This is a genomic window from Streptomyces sp. Tu6071 (genome assembly GCF_000213055.1).
Classification (GTDB): domain Bacteria; phylum Actinomycetota; class Actinomycetes; order Streptomycetales; family Streptomycetaceae; genus Streptomyces; species Streptomyces evansiae.
In genome coordinates this window covers 48,169-65,956 of record NZ_CM001166.1, presented here as the reverse complement: position 1 = coordinate 65,956, position 17,788 = coordinate 48,169, and the positions used below count along the sequence as shown (strand labels likewise).

General features: G+C 69.7%; 15 protein-coding genes and 1 CRISPR repeat array. Of the genes, 11 read left to right on the top strand and 4 right to left on the bottom strand.

Features of this window, described 5'->3' with window-relative positions:
• The first annotated feature begins 134 nt into the window (after positions 1-134).
• From STTU_RS31730 to cas2e, 8 genes are all read left to right on the top strand, one after another.
• Positions 135-3,035 (top strand): CRISPR-associated helicase/endonuclease Cas3, encoded by a 2,901-nt coding sequence (locus tag STTU_RS31730; protein WP_043257906.1) that lies wholly within the window; start codon positions 135-137, stop codon positions 3,033-3,035.
• A 232-nt stretch (positions 3,036-3,267) separates the two neighbouring features.
• Positions 3,268-4,998, top strand: a complete 1,731-nt coding sequence (gene casA, locus STTU_RS31725; protein WP_007830655.1) for a type I-E CRISPR-associated protein Cse1/CasA — start codon at positions 3,268-3,270, stop codon at positions 4,996-4,998.
• A gap of 95 nt (positions 4,999-5,093) precedes the next feature.
• Complete coding sequence (casB, locus tag STTU_RS31720) at positions 5,094-5,687, top strand: type I-E CRISPR-associated protein Cse2/CasB (protein WP_007830654.1); 594 nt, start codon at positions 5,094-5,096, stop codon at positions 5,685-5,687.
• A gap of 118 nt (positions 5,688-5,805) precedes the next feature.
• On the top strand, positions 5,806-6,960 hold the full coding sequence (gene cas7e / locus STTU_RS31715) for a type I-E CRISPR-associated protein Cas7/Cse4/CasC (RefSeq protein ID WP_007830653.1): 1,155 nt from the start codon (positions 5,806-5,808) through the stop codon (positions 6,958-6,960).
• Positions 6,957-7,754, top strand: coding sequence for a type I-E CRISPR-associated protein Cas5/CasD (gene cas5e / locus STTU_RS31710; RefSeq protein WP_043257905.1), 798 nt, complete (start codon positions 6,957-6,959; stop codon positions 7,752-7,754). Before cas7e ends, cas5e begins: the two co-directional genes overlap by 4 nt.
• 6 nt (positions 7,755-7,760) lie before the next feature.
• Complete coding sequence (gene cas6e / locus STTU_RS31705; protein ID WP_007830651.1) at positions 7,761-8,513, top strand: type I-E CRISPR-associated protein Cas6/Cse3/CasE; 753 nt, start codon at positions 7,761-7,763, stop codon at positions 8,511-8,513.
• Positions 8,514-8,518: 5 nt separating this feature from the next.
• Entirely contained in the window at positions 8,519-9,526 is a 1,008-nt protein-coding gene (cas1e, locus tag STTU_RS31700) for a type I-E CRISPR-associated endonuclease Cas1e (protein ID WP_007830650.1), read from the top strand.
• On the top strand, positions 9,523-9,804 hold the full coding sequence (cas2e, locus tag STTU_RS33705) for a type I-E CRISPR-associated endoribonuclease Cas2e (RefSeq protein WP_078519124.1): 282 nt from the start codon (positions 9,523-9,525) through the stop codon (positions 9,802-9,804). The genes cas1e and cas2e overlap by 4 nt, the downstream gene beginning before the upstream one ends.
• Before the next feature lie 44 nt (positions 9,805-9,848).
• A CRISPR array of direct repeats spans positions 9,849-10,243; the repeat unit is 28 nt; unit sequence GTCGAGCCCGCGCGCGCGGGGATGCTCC.
• A 237-nt stretch (positions 10,244-10,480) separates the two neighbouring features.
• On the opposite strand, the gene STTU_RS31695 is transcribed toward cas2e, so the two are convergent.
• Positions 10,481-11,803 carry a hypothetical protein gene (locus STTU_RS31695; protein ID WP_007830646.1) on the bottom strand — a complete coding sequence of 441 codons (1,323 nt, stop codon included), beginning with the start codon at positions 11,801-11,803 and terminating at the stop codon, positions 10,481-10,483.
• A 263-nt stretch (positions 11,804-12,066) separates the two neighbouring features.
• Here STTU_RS31695 and STTU_RS31690 point away from each other — a divergent pair, with 263 nt between their 5' ends.
• Genes STTU_RS31690 through STTU_RS31675 form a run of 3 tightly spaced genes read left to right on the top strand, consistent with a single transcriptional unit; the run spans position 12,067 to position 15,459 of the window.
• Complete coding sequence (locus STTU_RS31690; RefSeq protein WP_007830644.1) at positions 12,067-13,095, top strand: dTDP-glucose 4,6-dehydratase; 1,029 nt, start codon at positions 12,067-12,069, stop codon at positions 13,093-13,095.
• Complete coding sequence (locus tag STTU_RS33700; protein ID WP_106432248.1) at positions 13,088-14,311, top strand: ATP-grasp domain-containing protein; 1,224 nt, start codon at positions 13,088-13,090, stop codon at positions 14,309-14,311. Before STTU_RS31690 ends, STTU_RS33700 begins: the two co-directional genes overlap by 8 nt.
• Positions 14,308-15,459, top strand: coding sequence for a DegT/DnrJ/EryC1/StrS family aminotransferase (locus tag STTU_RS31675; protein ID WP_043257903.1), 1,152 nt, complete (start codon positions 14,308-14,310; stop codon positions 15,457-15,459). The genes STTU_RS33700 and STTU_RS31675 overlap by 4 nt, the downstream gene beginning before the upstream one ends.
• Before the next feature lie 14 nt (positions 15,460-15,473).
• Here the strand turns inward: STTU_RS31675 and STTU_RS31670 are convergent, their stop codons facing one another.
• From STTU_RS31670 to STTU_RS31660, 3 genes are all read right to left on the bottom strand, one after another.
• A complete protein-coding gene (locus tag STTU_RS31670; RefSeq protein WP_007830635.1) occupies positions 15,474-16,646 on the bottom strand; it encodes a UDP-N-acetylglucosamine--N-acetylmuramyl-(pentapeptide) pyrophosphoryl-undecaprenol N-acetylglucosamine transferase in 1,173 nt (390 codons plus the stop codon).
• Between the two features lie 58 nt (positions 16,647-16,704).
• Entirely contained in the window at positions 16,705-16,914 is a 210-nt protein-coding gene (locus STTU_RS31665; protein WP_158678824.1) for a hypothetical protein, read from the bottom strand.
• A gap of 134 nt (positions 16,915-17,048) precedes the next feature.
• The gene (locus STTU_RS31660; protein ID WP_158678823.1) at positions 17,049-17,621 is read right to left on the bottom strand and encodes a S1 RNA-binding domain-containing protein; all 573 of its coding nucleotides are present in this window, start codon (positions 17,619-17,621) and stop codon (positions 17,049-17,051) included.
• Between the last annotated feature and the right edge of the window lie 167 nt (positions 17,622-17,788).

The window sequence follows — 17,788 nt, the reverse complement described above, 5'->3', positions numbered from 1 at the left end:
CTTGTATCACGGGGTCGGGGGTGGCGGGTGTCGTTTTGGTGATTCTCCTTATCGTTTGTGCAGTTCAGAGGGTGTTGTCGGTGGTGCCGTTTACGATCCGGTTCTCGAATTCGTGTGTGAGGTGGGGGTTTTCGGTGGATGTGAATGAGCTGGCGTTGAGGTACGGCGCGGCGGTGGTGCGGGGGCTGGAGACGTTGTGGGGGAAGTCGCGGGAGAGGGCTGCGGGGAGGACGAGTCTTCTGCTGGGGCATCTGCTGGATACGGCGGCGGTTGCGGAGCTGATGTGGGAGGAGTTCTTGGCGCCGGCGACGCGTTCGGCGCTGGATGAGGTGGCGGGTGGGGTGGGGTGTGGGCGTGGGTTGTTTGTGTGGTTGTGCGCGGTGCATGACTGCGGGAAGGCGACGCCTGCGCATCAGCGGTTGTGGGATGAGGGGGCTGAGGCGGTTCGTGCTGCTGGGTTGACGTGGCACGAGCCTTCGGCTGTAGCGGGGGCGAAGCAGCGTTGGCGGCACGACTGGGCCGGTGGGCTGATCGTTCGGGAGTTGCTGGGGGAGGTGGGGTGGAGTGGCGAGCAGGTGGACTGGGTGTGGCCGCTGGTCGCCGGTCACCACGGGGCTTTCCCGACGCTGAAGGACGTGCGTGAACCGGGGTCCGCGAAGCGGCAGTTGCGCGGGATCGGGGTGTGGCGGGAGGTTCAGCGCGCACTGCTCGATGTGGTCTCGCGCGAGGTGGGCTTTGCGGGGCCGGCGGAGGTGGAGCCTGTGGTTGTTCCGTCGAGGGCATTGCAGTTGCAGGTGAGTGGTCTGGTGGTGATGGCGGACTGGATCGCGAGCGACGAGCGGTACTTCGGTGGGGTCGATGACCTGCGAGAGGTGAGTGCGGAGGGTTCTCGTCGGCGGGCCGCGGGGGCGTGGAAGGCGCTGGGGCTGCGTGGTGGCTGGGGTGAGCGGGGTGTGCCGGGGCGGGAGGTTTTTGCGGGGCGGTTCGGGTGTGTGCCGCGGCCGGCGCAGCGGATGGTCGTCGACGCGATGGGGGATATGGGGGGTGCGGGGCTGGTGGTGGTGGAGGCTCCGACGGGGGAGGGGAAGACGGAGGCGGCGCTGTTCGCCGCGGAGGTTCTGGCGGCGCGGTTTGGTGCGGACGGTGTGTTCGTGGGGATGCCGACGCAGGCGACGAGTGACCCGATGTTCTCCCGGGTGCGTGGGTGGCTGGGGGCGGTTTCGGAGGAGTTCGCGTCGCGGGTGGTGCTGTTGCACGGCAAGCGGGCGTTCAACCGGGAGTGGAAGGGGCTGGTGGAGGAGGGGGCGGGGGCGAGGGAGGCCTTTGGTGGGGTGGATGAGTTCGGTTTGGCTGGTGATCCGTTCGGTGTGAGCGGGGAGGGGGGTGGGGAGCTGGAGTGTCAGGCTCTGGTGGAGTGGTTTTTGGGGTCGAAGCGGGGTCTGCTGGCTCCGTTCGTGGTGGGGACGGTTGATCAGCTGCTGTATGCGGCGACGCGGACGCGGCATGTGATGTTGCGGATGGCGGGGCTGGGCGGGAAGGTCGTGGTGCTGGACGAGGTGCACGCGTGCGACGTGTACATGAGTCAGTTCTTGCACGAGGCGTTGCGGTGGCTGGGGCAGGCGGGGGTCCCGGTGGTGGTGCTGTCGGCGACGCTGGCCCCGGCGCAGCGGCGGGGCTTGCTGGAGGCGTATCTGGCGGGTGCGGCGTCCGTGGAGGAGTTGCGGGTCGAGGTGCCGGCCGCTGAGGGGTATCCGAGTGTGACGACCGCGTGGTCGCCGGCTGGGGGCGAGCCGCAGATCCGGGTTCGGGCGACGGGTAGCTGGCGGGCGGATCTCGGGGTTGAGGTGCGGGTGGTTCCTGAGGCGGTTCCGGGGCGGGGGAGTTCGCGTGAGGAGCGGGAGCGGGCGCAGGCTTCTGCGGATGCGCGGGTGGGGGAGTTGCTGGCCGGTGAGCTTGCCGGGGGTGGTACGGCGCTGGTGATCCGTAATTCGGTGGCGCGGGCGCAGAGCCTTTTCGAGGAGTTGCGGGGGCGTTTTGGCGGGGATGAGGTGCGGTTGCTGCACGCGCGGTTCACGGTGGCGCGGCGTGCGGAGCTGACGGAGGAGTGTTTGCGGCTGCTGGGGCCGGGGGCGGGGCGTTCGCGTTCGGGGCGGTTGGTCGTGGTGGCGACGCAGCTTGCGGAGCAGTCTTTCGATGTGGATGCGGATGTGCTGGTCACGGATGTGGCGCCGGTGGATCTTTTGTTGCAGCGCGTGGGGCGCTTGCACCGGCACGAGGGCACGTGGAGGCCGGAGGGGCTGCGGGTTCCGCGTGTCTTCGTGACGGGTTTCAGTCCTCGTGAGGGGCGGGAGCCGGAGTTCGTGTCCGCGAGTGAGGGGATCTACGGGCGTCATCTGCTGTTGCGGACGGCGGCCGTACTGCCCGGTGCGGGTGTGGGGGCGAAGGCGGGTGCGGGCGGGGTGTGGCCGGTTCCGGGGCGGGTGCCCGCTCTGGTCGAGGAGGTGTACGGGGATGAGGAGTCGCTCTTGCCCGAGGGGTGGCGTACGGCGGGTGAGGCGGCCCGGAGCGAGCAGGAGACGCAGGACCGGGAGCGGGCGCAGAACGCGCGGCAGTTTTTGCTGACGGGGCCGGGTGAGCACGAGCGGCGGACGCTGGCCGGGTTGCATTACGGCGGGGGGACGGCGGGCGGCGGTGAGGACGCGTTGCGGGCGGCGGTACGGGACGGGGACGAGTCCGTGGAGGTCGTGCTCGTGCGCCGCGACGGGGACGACGGAGCGTTCCGGACGCTTGCGGGGCGGGCGCTGAGTGTCAACGGGGACGTGGCTCCAGAGGTGCTGGAGGAGGTACTCGGTTCCGTGGTGCGGCTGCCCGCGAAGTTCACCAAGGCGGCCGCAGGGCTGGCGCCGCTGCCGGGCTGGCACGGGCATCCGTGGCTCGGCCGCAGCCGTGCTCTGGTGCTGGACGCCTCGGGTAGGGCCCGGCTGGGCGATTTCGCGGTGGCGTACGACGGCGTGCTGGGGTTGCGGCAGGTATGAGGGCCGGGGTGCCGGGCGGTGGCCGGGCACCCCGGCTGGTCTCCCCGCGTGATGCGGGGTCGACGGCTTTCCCGATCCGCTGCGGAAACAGAGAAGGGGATCATCCCCGCGGACAGCGCCAGGGGTGGGGTCGGTTGTCGGTCAACGGATTCTCGCATCGGATTGCGGGAAACCTGCCCGCGCGCGTGGTGGGTGTGCGTAGGTTAAACAGAGAAGGTTTCAAGGGGGATTGATGGGGTTTGGGTTTTCCCTGCTCGAGGAGCGGTGGCTGCGTGTGCCGCCGGCGGTCGGCGGTCTGGCGCGGGAGCGTTCGCTGAGTACGGTGCTGCTGGACGCGCACGAGTTCGGGGACCTGGCGGTGGAGAGTGCCACCCAGCGGCCGGCGGTACTGCGGCAGCTGCTTCTTCCGGTGGTCGTCGATGCGCTGGGCCGTCCCGCTGACGAGCGGGAATGGACGCAATGGTTCGCCGCCGGGCGCTGGACGCCCGAGCAGCGCGCGCGGCTCACCGCGTATCTGGACGCGTACCGTGAGGCGTTCGGTCTCTTCGATCCGGTGCGGCCATTTGCGCAGGTGGCCGGGCTGCACACCCCGAGGGGGGAGACGAAGAATGCCGCCCTGATCGTGCCGCACGCGGCGACCGGGAACAACGTCCCGCTGTTCGCCTCGCGTACGGAAGGGGACGTGTTCGCTCTGACGCCGGCGCAGGCCGTGCTCTGGCTGCTGCACACCCACTGCTGGGATACGGCGGCGATCAAGACCGGGGCGGTCGGCGACCCGCAGGCGAAGGCGGGCAAGACCACAGGGAACCCGACGGGCCCGCTTGGCCAGATGGGCGTCACGCTCCTGGCGGGCAGGACCCTGTTCGAGACGCTGCTGCTGAACCTCCCCGTGGGCGCCGCTCCCGTGTCGGCGGATCTGCCGCAATGGCGGCGACGGGATGCCGAGCATCCGCTGTCGGCCGGGACGCCGCGCTGGCAGGAGCGTCTCCCGCAGGGGCTGCTGGATTTGTGGACCTGGCAGTCCCGCCGGGCCCTGCTCGTTCCCGAGGCCACCGAGGAGGGCGTGCGTGTGACGCGAGTCCTGGTCGCGGCCGGGGACCGGATGCCGTACACGCCGGAGATCGAGCCGCACACCATGTGGCGCACGGAACCCACGGGTGGCCGCAAGCCCGCCAAGAACAAGGGACGCATTGTGCCGCCGCGCCGGCCGTTGCGTCTTCAGCCGGGGAAGGCCGTGTGGCGGGGCCTGGACGCGCTCCTCGCCACGGAACGTGCGACGCGGGAGGCGGGGGAGGGGACGAGCGGGTTCGTGACGAGCAAGGTACTGGATCAGGCCGGAGGTCTCGTCGCCGAGCTTGGTGAGGGCTACCCGCTGCGGGTGGAGCTCACGGGTGTCGCCTACGGCAATCAGTCGGCGGTCGTCGACGACGTCATGCACGACGCGCTCCCCCTCCCGCTGGCCGCGCTCGAGGTGGACAGCTTCGTCCGCTCCGCTCTGCTGGAAGTGTGCGAGCAGGCGGAGCAACTGGCCGCCGCCGTCAACCATCTCTCCGCCGACCTGCGTCGCGCGCTTGGCACCGAGCCCATTCCGTGGGACCGGGGCCAGCGTCCCGGCGAACTCGTCCTGCACGCCCTCGATCCGCTGGTGCGGCGGCTGCTGGCCGGGATACGGCATGTGGACGACCTCGAACGTATCGATGCCGGGCAGCTGGCGTGGGAGCAGCTCGCCTGGAGCCGGGCCTGGGCGGTCGCGGACCGGCTGCTCCAGGCCGTACCGGTCAGCGCGTTCGCGGGCCGGAGCACTTCTCAGGGGGAAGGGAAGCCTGAGCGGACCCACCGTGTCTCGCTCGCCGAGTCGTTCTTCCTCAAACGCCGCGCGGAAATTTTGCACCGGGCCGCCGCTGCCCGGCGCGAGAGCACCGCGGGCGTCGCAGAACCGGCCGGCCTGCCCACCGCATCCTGAGCGCCGCCGCCCGAGCACACGGGACTGCCGGTCCCGTTCCCGCAGGCCCCCCGTGGCCTTCGCTGTCACTTCACTGCTCACGTCTGGACACGGCTATGACCGAACAGCGCTCTGCCGCGCAGAGGATCTGGCACCGCCACATCGCCGCGGACGGCACCTGGCGCACCACGAAAGGCACCGCGGCCGCGAAGCGGCCGCCGGGCGAGGACCTCGCCGTGCTGCGCCGGGGCCTGACCCGTCCCGCCGGCACCGTGCTGGAGATGTTCCCCTTCTACACCTGCCCCATCGACGACTTCGCCGCCCGCAAGGGGCAGATGTCCGCCGAGCAGGAAGCCGAGCACATCGCGCTCGCCCTGTACGGCCTGCACCAGCAAAGCCAGGACCGTCCCATGCACCAGCCCGGCGTCGGGCTGGGCCGGGCGATGCTCGTGTTGCGCGGCCACGACAAGACCAGTGCGGACGCGGTCGACCGGCGTTTCCAGCAGACCTTCTCCACCACGTCCCTGACGGCGCTGCAGAGCCGGCTGCGCGGGCTGGTCACCCAGCTCAAAGACATCAAGTGCCCGCTCGACTACGACCGCCTGATCCTCGACGTCCAGGACTGGAGTCGCCCCGCAACGCGCTCACGAGTGCGGCGGCGCTGGGGCCTGGACTACTACGGCTGGACCCAGCGCTCCAAGGAATCGTGAGCGCGGGCCCGCGGTGCCGCCCGACGGCCGCACCGCGACAGCGGCCCCCTCTTTTCCAGCGGACGCACGTCCCCTCACCTTGCACACAAGCACTTACCTCTCACCCTGGAGCGACCTCATGCCACAGCGCCTTTTCATCGACGTGCACATCGTCCAGACGGTCCCGCCCGCCAACGTGAACCGTGACGACCAGGGGAACCCGAAAGAGGCCGTCTACGGTGGCGCACGGCGCTCGCGCGTCTCCTCCCAGGCGTGGAAGCGGGCGACGCGCAAGCACTTCGACACCACGGTGCCCGAGCCGGACCGCGCGACCCGCACCAGGCGCCTGACCAGCGAACTCGCCAAGCGGATCGTGCGTGACACGAAGCTGGAGCGTGACAAGGCCGACCGGCTCGCCGGCGCGTTGTTGACCCGGCTCAACCTGAGCCAGGGGAAGAAGGCCAGCGACACCGCCTACCTGCTTTTCTACGGCAACGCCCAGCTCGACACGGTCGCCGCTCTCGTCAGCGGGCAGGCCCACGACCTGGCCGCGCTGGATGACGAGAAACTCGCCGCAGAGCTCAAGGACTTGCCCGTCGCCGACGCCTTCAGCACCGGACACCCGGTCGGTGTGGCGCTGTTCGGCCGCATGGTCGCCGACATCCCCAAGCTCAATGTCGACGCCGCCGTGCAGGTGGCGCACGCGCTGTCGACGCACGAGACACAGCTGGAGTTCGACTACTTCACCGCCGTCGACGACAAGACCGAGAAGGAGGAGACCGGCGCCGGGATGATCGGCACCATCGCCTTCAACTCCGCGACGCTGTACCGGTATGCCACGGTGGGTTTCGCCCAGCTCGCCGACAATTTGGGCGGTGACACCGAAGCGGCCCTCGATGCCCTGGACCGCTTCGTCGACAGCTTCGCCCGCTCCGTGCCCACCGGCTACCAGAACTCCTTCGCCCACCGCACCCGGCCCAGCCTCGTCGCCGTCGTGGTCCGCGAGGACCAGCCCGTCAACCTCGTCACCGCCTTCGAGGAACCCGTCGTGTCGGAAGCCGGCATCCAAGCCGCGTCGGTACGCAGCCTGGCCCACGAGTACGCGGCGGCCCGCAGCGCGTGGGGCGACGTCCCAGTGCACGCGGCGGCGACCCACACCTTCGCCTCCGGCAAGCCGGGCGCGACGGAGACCGTGGAGGCGCTCACCGAAGCCTTCGGCACCTCGGTCCCCTTCGACGAGCTGCGCTCGGGCCTGCGCGCGTGCGTCAGCGCCGTCCTGGAGGCCCAGGGATGACCGCGACCGGTCCCACCACGGTTCTCCTGCTCCGGCTTGCCGGGCCCCTCCAGGCGTGGGGCGACCGCAGCGCCTTCAACCGGCGGGAGACCCGTCCCGAACCCACCAAGTCCGGGATCGTCGGGCTGCTGGCCGCGGCCGCCGGGCGCCCGCGGCACGCCGCCATCGACGACCTGGCCGGACTCGGCCTGGGTATCCGGGTCGACCAGGCCGGCAGCCTGTTGCGGGACTACCACACCGTCAGCGACTACCGCGGCCGCCCGCTCCTGGCCGCCGCGGTGAACGCCAAGGGCACCCAGAGACTCACCGGCCCCGCCAAGTACACCCACATCACCCAGCGCTTCTACCTCCAGGACGCTGTCTTCCTCGCCGCGATCGAGGGCCCGGCGCACTTCATCACCACCCTCGAAAACGCGGTACGCCACCCGGCCTTCCCGCTCGCTCTCGGCCGCCGCTCGTGCGTCCCCGCGCAGCCGCTCGTCCTGGGGCAGCGCACCGGACCGCTGGAGGAGGTACTGCGCGCGGAACCCTGGCACGTCACCGATGCCGTCCGGAAGCGGTGGGGACGCCGCAACGGCAACGCCGCCCACGTCGACCTGCCCCTCACCCTCGACGACCCGGCCGGCGACGACACGCGCGAGGACCTGCCCCTGTCCTTCGCGCCTACCAGCAGGGCCTACACCAGCCGCCGCGTCCGGCACACCTACGCCGCCGCCCCCACCGGCCTCACACCCCACCCCGACCAGCCGCCATCCACCGGCGGCCACGACCCCTTCGCCCTCCTGGGCTGGTGATCCGACATGCCCTACCTCTCCCGCATCCGCATCAACCCTCTGCGCACCGCGAGCCGCACCCTCCTCGCCAGCCCCCGCGCCCTGCACGCCCAGGTCCAAGGCGGCGTCCCGACCCTCCCGAACGAGTCCCGCACCCTGTGGCGCCTGGACGCGGACAACCCCCACCGCCCCGAGCTGTTCGTTCTCACCGCCGGAAAACCCGACTGGACCCACCTCGTCGAACAGGCCGGGTGGCCCGGCGCGGACGGCGAGCACTACGCGGTACGGGACTACGCGCCCCTGCTCGGACAGCTGGCGCAGGGCCGGGAGTTCGCCTTCCGCCTGACCGCCAACCCCGTCCAGAACACCAACCGCCCCGACAAGCCCACCGAGCGCCAGCAAGAACGCCTCGACGGCGGCACACGACGCAGCTTCCGCCTCGGCCACCGCACCGCCGCCTCGCAGCTCGGCTGGTTCCTGACCCGCACAGCCCGCTGGGGCTTCGACGTCCCCGCCGCCTCCCACCTGGACGGCACCCGCGACGACCAAGACGAACCACCACGCGACGTGCGTATCAGCACCCGCCGACGCCACTCCTTCGGCAAGCCGACCCGCGCCTCCAAGGAAGACCGGGTAATCATGCACATGGTGACCTTCGAGGGAAAACTCCGCGTCACCGACCCCAGCCTCCTCACCCAGCGGCTGCTGGCCGGGATCGGCCCTTCCAAGGCGTACGGCTGCGGGCTCCTCACCCTCGCCCCTGTGCCCGCGAAGGCGTGACGCCCGTGGCCGACATCTGGTGGAAAGCCGACCCCCACGACCTGCACCGTCTCACCGACCGCGTCTCCAGCGTCTACGTCGAACGCAGTCATCTCGACCGCGACGAGAACGCCGTCGTCATCATCAATAAGCGACAAACCGTCCGTGTCCCCGCCGCCATGGTGGCCGTCATGCTCCTCGGCCCCGGCACCCGCACCACCCACGCGGCCATCCGGCTGCTCGCCGACTCCGGCACCACGGTCTGCTGGGTCGGTGAACAAGGTGTCCGTATGTACGCTGCCGGCCTCGGCCCCAGCCGGGGCGCCGGCCTCCTGCACCGCCAGGCATGGCTCGTCACCCGGCCCAAAGAGCGCCTGGCCGTAGCGCGAGCCATGTACAGCATGCGCTTCCCCGGCGAAGATGTATCGGCCCTGACCATGCAACAACTCCGCGGGCGCGAAGGCACACGCGTCCGCAAGCAGTACCACCACCACGCGGAACGCACCGGAGTGCCCTGGAACGGTCGCGTCTACGTCGCCGGCGACGCCCACGCCGCCGGCGATGACCTCAACCGGCTCCTGTCCGCCGCCAACGCAGCCCTCTACGGCATCTGTCACGCCGTCATCACCGGCCTCGGCGCCAGCCCAGGACTCGGCTTCGTCCACACCGGCAAAGCCACCTCCTTCGTCCTGGACATCGCCGACCTCTACAAAGCCGAATACACCATCCCCCTCGCCTTCGACCTCACCGCCCAAGGACTCACCGAAGAACGCGACGCACGACTCGGCCTCCGCGACCTCATTACCCGTGACAAACTCCTCACGCGCATCGTCACCGACGTGAAAAACCTCCTCACGCCCGAAGGAGCCGAGTTCGAGGACTCCGAAGCCAACCTCCTGTGGGACGAACAGGTCGGCGCAGTTTCCGGGGGAACCAACTACGCCGACTCAGCAGATTTGTCCGTCTACGGAATAGGAGACAACCACATCGCGGTCATCGGTCCCGATCTCGACGAAACCGGCCCCACCTCATGACCATCATCATCCTCGTCGCCGCCTCAGACGGACTACGAGGCCACCTAACCCGCTGGATGATCGAAGCCAGCGCAGGCGTCTTCGTCGGCAATCCCAGCCGCCGCATCCGAGACCGCCTCTGGGAACTCCTCGCCGCCCGCATCGGCGACGGCCAAGCAATCCTGGTCGAACCAGCCCGCAACGAACAGGGTTGGGCAGTCCGCACCGCAGGCCGCAACCGCTGGCAACCGGTCGACTTCGACGGCCTTGTTCTCTCCGCCCGTCCCAAAAACAACTGAATAAAAAAGGCCACTTCTGCCAGTAGAACTGCAGGTCAACAAGTGTCGAGCCCGCGCGCGCGGGGATGCTCCGGATTCGCCGGTGGCGACGTTGGTCACGGTGATGGTCGAGCCCGCGCGCGCGGGGATGCTCCGTCTAGCCGCCGTAGTGCTTAACACACGTTATGGTCGAGCCCGCGCGCGCGGGGATGCTCCGTGAGCGACGACGCGGGCGGCGATCTGGCCCGTGTCGAGCCCGCGCGCGCGGGGATGCTCCACCACCACGACGAACACGGCGTGGACGCTCCGGGTCGAGCCCGCGCGCGCGGGGATGCTCCCGAGAGGGACTCGTCCGCCCGGTGAAGCGGCGGGTCGAGCCCGCGCGCGCGGGGATGCTCCGGCGTTCGGGGTGAGATCGAAACTCCACGCACCGTCGAGCCCGCGCGCGCGGGGATGCTCCGCAGATGGGCTGACGCGTAGAGTCACCCAAGAAGTCGAGCCCACGCGCGGGGATGCTCCGGGCCGGTCGTCCAGCTTCACCTTGATCTTCGCGTCGAGCCCGCGCGCGGGGATGCTCCGAGGTAGGCCCCGACTTCGGGGTCGGCGGCGATCCGGCCGAGCAGTGCCTCCTCGGAGAGGGCGGCCGGGTTCCAGAGGAAGACATCCGCCCCTGGCCGGCGCCTTTGCGGTCAGAGCGCTAGCTTGGGGCAGGCAGGTTCCGGCGAGCGTGTTCGATGAAGGCGGTGACGCGCTTGTCGCGCTGTCGGGTCGCCAGCATGGTCGTGAGGCTGTGGACGTACCCGTGGGCGCGAGCGGAACGGACTTTTGACAGGAGCTGCACTGAGTGGTCGGCCACGGCCAGGCCCTGTTCCAGGTCGTTGTTGTGCAGGTGCGCGGATGCTTCCACCGCGAGCCGGATGCCGACCGCGCGGGTGTAGCGCTGGGCTGGCATGGTGTCGGCCTGCTGGCTCCAGGTGAGCGCGTCGTGTGTGCGGCCCAGGTCGCGGTAGATCTCGGTGGCGTCGGTGGCCAGGCGCTCGCGGGTGTAGTAGGCCATCCACGCCGGAGCCGTCTCCGTGCGAGTCCGGTCGAGGAGGTTTTCTGACAGGGCGAGTGCGGTGGTCGCCTCGCGTGTTTGCCCGGCGCGGGCGTGCGCTCGAGCCTGTGCGAGTTTCGCGAACGAGAGGACCTTCTCGGCGTTCGGGAGGTTTTTCGCGCGCTCGTAGGCTCCCTCGGCCATGTCGACGGCTTCGGTCGGGTGGCCGCGCAGGAAGGCGGCCAGGGACATGGTCGTGAGGATGTAGGCGCCGGCCTGGACGTCCGCGGCGGCGCGCGCCAGGCGCAGGGCCTGGATGAAGTGCCGCTGGGCGGCGCCCTGGTGCCCGGCGTCGAAGGCGGACCAGCCGATCTGCCGGGTCAGTTCGGCGGTGACCCCGAAGAGGGCTTTGCCGGTCTCCTCGGTGTAGGTGCCCTTCAGCAGGGGGGTGGCGTACTCGCGCAGGCATGCGGCTGTGGAGGACGCCTTCCAGTTCCCTCCGCCGAACTGGGAGTCCGCCACGCGGGCCTCCTCGACGGCGGTCCACAAGTGGGCGATATCCTCGCGCCCCACGCGCTGGCCTCCAGCATCGTGGTGACTGCTCGCGGCGTCGGCGGGGACGGCGAGCCACCGGGTGACCGGGACGGCGAAGGCGCCGATGGCGAAACTGCGGTTCAGGAATGCTCTGCGGTCCACGTGTCTCCAGAAGGCGAGGACGCCGTGTACGGCGTCGGCGGTCTCACGCGGGAAATCCAACCCTATGTCGGGAATCGTGCCGCGCGGTTCGCTCATGCCGATGTCGGTGACGTGGACCGGTCGGCCCAGGTGTTCGCCCAGCGCAGCGGCGATGCAGTCGGGTGTCGGAGGGCGGGGGAGCATGCCGCGTTTCACCCAGTTGGAAACACTCGTATTGGTGTACTGCGTGCGAATTCCGGCATGCCAGGTGAGTTCGTTGACGCGCAGCGCGAGCGCGTCGTGACTCATCCCGGATGAGTCCAGTATCCGCCCCAGATCGGCGTTCGGATACCAGTCGCGGTCACTCCATCGCGCCACAGTGCCCCCTCGCTACGGGATGCCCGGCTGTGAGCGTACGCCGCGAAGACATGCTCTGGCCGCTCACAGAGCTGCCTCTGCCTGTGATGTGTGAGCCCCCTCGCGTGAGGGGCAGTTCGTTTCATCCCGCGTGTTCCCTGGCATCCCGGGACCACCCTCCGGCCCCGGGGCCCGTTCCCTTCCGGGAGGCACCCATGGAACATGTGCTCGTCACAGGCGGCGCCGGCTTCATCGGCTCGCACTTCGTGAAGAGGCTCATCACGGCTGAAGACGTGGCCCGCGTCACCGTGCTCGACGCCCTCACCTATGCCGGTCATGTCGAGAACCTCGGCACGGCCTTCTTCTCCGACAAGCTGCGCTTCGTCCACGGCAATGTGCAGGACGCCGACCTCGTGAACGACGTCATGGCGTCCGGCCCCACCGCCGTCGTGCACTTCGCCGCGGAATCCCACGTCGGCCGCTCCTACGGAGCGGCGAGAGAGTTCCTGTCCACGAACGCCCTCGGGACGCAAGTGCTCGTAGACGCCGCTCACCGCCACACCATCGGCAAGTTCGTCCACGTCTCGACCGACGAGGTCTACGGCCCGCTCGTCCAGGGGAGCGCCACCGAGCAGGCGGCGCTCCGCCCCTCCGTCCCCTACGCCGTCTCCAAGGCTGCCGGTGACCTGGTAGCGCTCGGCGCCTACCAGACCCTCGGACTCCCTGTGTGTGTGACGCGCAGCAGCAACAACTACGGGCCGTACCAGTACCCCGAGAAGATCATTCCCCTGTTCCTCACCCGGCTCCTGCGGGGGATGCCGGTGACCTTGCACGACCGGGGCCAGCATGTGCGCAACTGGCTGCACGTCGAGGACAACTGCGCCGGGATCGAGGCCGTCCTGCGCGACGGTAAGCCCGGCGAGGTCTACAACCTCGGTGGCGGAGCCGACCTGTCGAGCAAGGACCTGACCGGATACCTGCTCGCCGTGTGCGGCGCGACGTGGGACGCCGTCACCTACATCCCCGACCGCCCGGCCAACGACATCCGCTACTCGATCGACTGGGCCAAGGCCCGCGACCAGCTCGGCTACCGGCCCAAGCGCCGCCTAGAGGACGGGCTCGCCGAGACTGCGGAGTGGTACCGCCGAAACCCCGACCGGTGGGCGCCCATCGCACGCGGCAAGATCCCCGCCGTCCCCCTCGCCCGCACCATCCCTTCCGGAAAGGGAAGCCCGCATGCCTGAGAACTGGCCACACGACGCACTGCTCGTTCTGGGTGCCTCGGAGGAGACGATCCCGCTCTACCAGGAGGCCCGGCGCAGAGGAGTCCCGACCATCGCGGTCGACATGCTGAGCGAGGCTCCCGCTCTCCCCTTCGCCGACGCCACGATGATCATCTCGACGCGGGACGCCGACGCCATCGCCGACGCGCTAGGCGACGTCCGTCCCGCCGGGATCGTGGGAGGCGCGAGCGACGCCGCCCTGGCCACCTGGCACACCCTGAGCCAGCGCTACTGCGCCCCCTACGTGTACCCGGAGGGCGCGCTCGCCGCCGGTGACAAGGGAGCCTTCCACGCGATCACCGCGTCCTGCGGGGTGAGCGGATACGGGTGGATCGCGTCGGAGGACGAGGAAGAAGTCGTCGCGAAGGCAGCAGGGTTGCGCTTCCCGCTCATGATCAAGCCCACGGACGGGTCGGGCAGCAAGGGCGTGACCCAGATCGACGCGCCAGAGGAGCTTTCCGGTGCTGTCGCGTACGCCCGCTCGTACTCCGCCTCCCGCACCGTGATCGCCGAGGAGTTCGTCCCGGGACGCCCCGTGACCGTCGATGTGTTCATGCGCGACGGCAGGGCCGTGATGACCTCCATCAAGGATGAGGACTTCATCGACGGGGGCTTCGTCCTCCGGCGAATGCGCACCGCGCAGCTCGCGCCACCCGCCCAACGCCACCTCGAAGCCACCGCCGAGCGACTGTGCCGTGCGCTCGGCATCGACAACGGGCCGGCGAACTTCGACATGGTCCTCGGCCCGGACGGCCAAGAGCACGTCATCGAGGCCAACGCACGCCTCGGAGGAGACGGCATCCCGCGACTGCTCGCTGCCGCGTACGGCATCGACGTCGTACGGGCGCTCATCTCCCTCGCCCTCGGACAAGCCTTCCACGACCACCTGACACCCACGCGCGCCGCGCACGCGGCCCTGGAGCTGATCGGCTCGCCGCACGCCACGGAAGGCGAACTGATCACGTGGGAAGGCATCGCCGAAGCCCGCGGTGTCCCCGGCATCACCGATATCGAGATATACGCCAAGCCGGGCGATCTCGTACGCCCCCACGACCAGTCCGGCCACAAGATCGGCATGATCGTCGCCGCAGGCGCCACGGAAGCCCAAGCGCTCGCGGCCCTGGAAAGCGCGAGCACCCTGCTCAGGCCGATCATCCGCCCCAAGGAGGGATCGTGAGCTACTCGTCGAGCACCGACATCAGGCGCAATGCCAGCCCCTTCCTCTACGGCGACGAGGCGTCCTCCGTCGCCCGCGTCCTGGAGAGCGGCCAGTACGGGCACACCGACGTCACCGAAGAGTTCGAGCGCAGGCTCGCGCACTACCTCCGCGTACCCGACGCCGTCGCCGTGACCTCCGGGACCGCCGCGCTCCACACGGCGCTCGTCGCGGCCGGCGTCCAGCCCGGCGCCGAGGTGATCGTGCCGTCCATGACGTTCTGCGCCACCGTGCAGACCATCCTCGCCGTCGGCGCGACCCCACGGTTCATCGACATCGACGCCACCACCCTGTGCGTCACCCCGGACCTGATCAAAGAAGCGATCACCGACGCCACAACCGCTGTGATGCCGGTGCTCTTCGGCGGCCGGGCCATCGACCTCACCCCGATCCGCGAGGACCTCGCCCACCGCGGCATCACGGTCATCGAGGACGCCGCGCACGCCTTCGGCTCCCGCAACCCCGACGGCACCGGATTCGTCGGCAGCGACAACTCAGTGCTGACCTGCTTCTCCTTCGGCGCCATCAAGAACCTGACCTGCGGCCAGGGCGGCGCCGTCATTCCCCGCACCCCCGACGAAGCGCACACCCTCCGCCGCCTGAGACTGCTGGGAATCGAACAGTCCCAGAGCGAACGCGCCGAGACCACCACCTACCAGGTAGGCGGCTTCGGACTGCGCTACCCGCTCTCGGCGCTCAACGCCGCGATCGGCCTCGCCCAGCTCGACCACTTCGACGAGACCGCCGTCACCCGGCGCCGCCTCTGGCGCGCCTACCGCACCGCCCTCTCCGGCCTTCGCGACGTGCCCCTCATCGACGTCGGCGCCGACCGCGCCGTCCCGCACCTGTGCCAGATCCGCGTACCGCGACGGGACGAAGTCTTCGCACACCTGCGCAAGGCGCACATCGGCGTCGGCGTGCACTACCCGCCCAACCATCTCCAGCCCGCCTTCGCACCCTGGAGCCGGTCGCTGCCCGCAACCGAACAGGCCGGCGAGGAGATCCTGAGCCTGCCCTTCCACCAGCACCTCACCGAGGCCGACATCGCCCTCGTCGTGCACGCCCTACGCGCCGCGCTCGAAGCGACAACCATCACTCCCCAGGCCTAGGCCGCGGCGGACACTCATTCCGATGCGGCGGTCAGCAGCACGTCCACCAGCCTGTCCGCCGCATCCGGGCGACCCTGAGCCCGTGCCGCCACAGCCATGGCCTCCCTGCGCAAAGGATCTTCCAGCAGGGGGGCCACCGCCGCGCGGAGCCGTTCCCCGCCGACCTCTCCCACGAGCGCGACGGCCGCGCCGGACTCCTCCAGGTGCCGGGCATTGTGGGCCTGCTCATTCCCGGCCGCCGACGCGAGTGGAATGAAGACCGCCGGCTTGCCCAGGGCAGTCAGCTCGGCGAGCGTCCCCGCGCCACTGCGCGAGATCACCACGGAGGCCAAGGCCAGCACATCGGGCAGCTCCGCGCCGACAAAGGGCGTCACGTGGTAGCGGACCGCCAGGTGAGCAGGAAGCGTCGCCGCACGCGCGGCCAGCGACTCGTAATGCGCAGGACCACACTGGTGCACCACGTTGGCCCGCTCCAAGAGCCACGGCAGCTCCCCGCCGACGACCTCGTTGATCTGCTGCGAGCCCTGCGCCCCGCCCGTGACGTAGACCGTGGGCAGGGCCAGATCGAAGCCCAGCCCCAGGGCCGCCACGGCCTTGCCCGGATGCCCGGTCAGCACCTCTGGACGCACCGGATTTCCCGTGACCACCGCGAGAGAGCGCACACTCTCCGGCAGAAGCGGCAGCGTCGACTCCGAGGAGACCGCGATCCGAGAGGCGCTCCCCGCGAGCCTCCGGTTGGCCAGCCCCAGCCGCACCGTCTGCTCATGCAGCACAAGCGGAACCCTGCACATCCGGGCAGCGAGCCCCGTCGGCACAGCCACGTACCCGCCCGTCGCGAGCACCACATGTGGCCGGAAACCCGCGACCGCCTTGCGCGCCTGCGCCACACCGAGCGGAACGCGCGCCATGTCCCGCACATTCGCAGGCGAGACCATCCTCAACGGATTCGACGAGCGCCTCACCTTCCCCGTGGCCACCGCCGTGAACGCGATCCCCTCTGCCTCGGCAACACGCGCCTCCAAACTGTCGGCGCTGCCGATCCACAGCACATCGAGAGAACGCCCCCGCGCCCTCAACAGCTCCCGCAACGTACGCACAGCGGTCAGGGCCGGGTAGGTATGCCCGCCCGTGCCTCCCCCCGTCACGACCAGACGGAGAACCAGAGGGGGGTGAGAGGTGATAGCCACACAGGAACTTTAACGGCCGACCTCGAGAACGACCGCCGCTTCCAGCTTGGTCGCCGGGTCAGCGGAGTCTGCCGCGCGCCCGGTCCAACTCCGCGTACGTCACCACGCCCGCTTCGGGCAGGCCCGCGTCCTGCCATGCCGCCTTCGCCGCCTCCTCGCCACCGCTCGCCTCCTCCAGCAGGAGGTTTTTCGCCGCGTTCACCGGGAGGGCCCCCTCGCCAAGATCCACGAGGTACACGACCATCCGGACGCTCCGGTTGCGATTCACCTGCTCGATGTACCGGTAGACGAGCACCAACACCTGTCCGTAGCGCGGGGGCCTACCCTCGCGCGCGCGGAGGTCAAACGGCGCCGCGCGAGGCGGCCCTTGCCCTCGTGGGGTCCGCTCCGCTCGCGCGGAGGTCACCCGCCGAGCTGACCGGGCCAGTCGGCTGCTGCGCCGTGGCCTACTCCGTTGAGCGACAGACGAATGCGCCGCATCGGCGGGTCGGCCACGGCGATCCGCGCGGTCATCGCATCACCCACACGAATTTCCCTGGCAGGCTCTGCTGCGAGCAGTTCGGAGCTGTGAATCAGCCCTGCAATCCCATTACCAAGATCCACGAAGGCGCCGAACGGCACGACCTTGGTGACCCGACCACTGACAATGCTGCCCACGCGCTCAGCCCAGACCAGCCATGGATTTTCCTGCAGGGCGGCCAAGGACAGCACAGCCTGCCCATGCAACTCGGTGTCCAGGGCCAGAACCTCAGCACTCACACGCTGCCCCAGCGATACCACTTCATGGGCAGAGGAGATCCATTGCCACGAAACCTCGGGCGGAGGAATGAACCCGACCGAAGTCTCCGGCGCTCCGTCGAGATCGACGAACACGCCAAAGGTCTCGACCCGGCTTACCATCCCAGCCACTACATCGCCTGGGCGGAGCAACTGGAGGAAGTCTTTCAAGACCTTTGAAGGGAGCGGGTGCGTCACGGTCCAGAGCCTATTGCGGAAGTTGACTCCAGGTGTTCCGTCCACCAGTGGACCGGCCGCCGACGGAGGGGATGTGCGTGGGAGAGGCAACGGCGGCAGAGGACGGCGGGAGCTGTACACACGGGACAGCGTCTGGAGAGCGCCCGTCAACTCGGCCGGTCTCACCC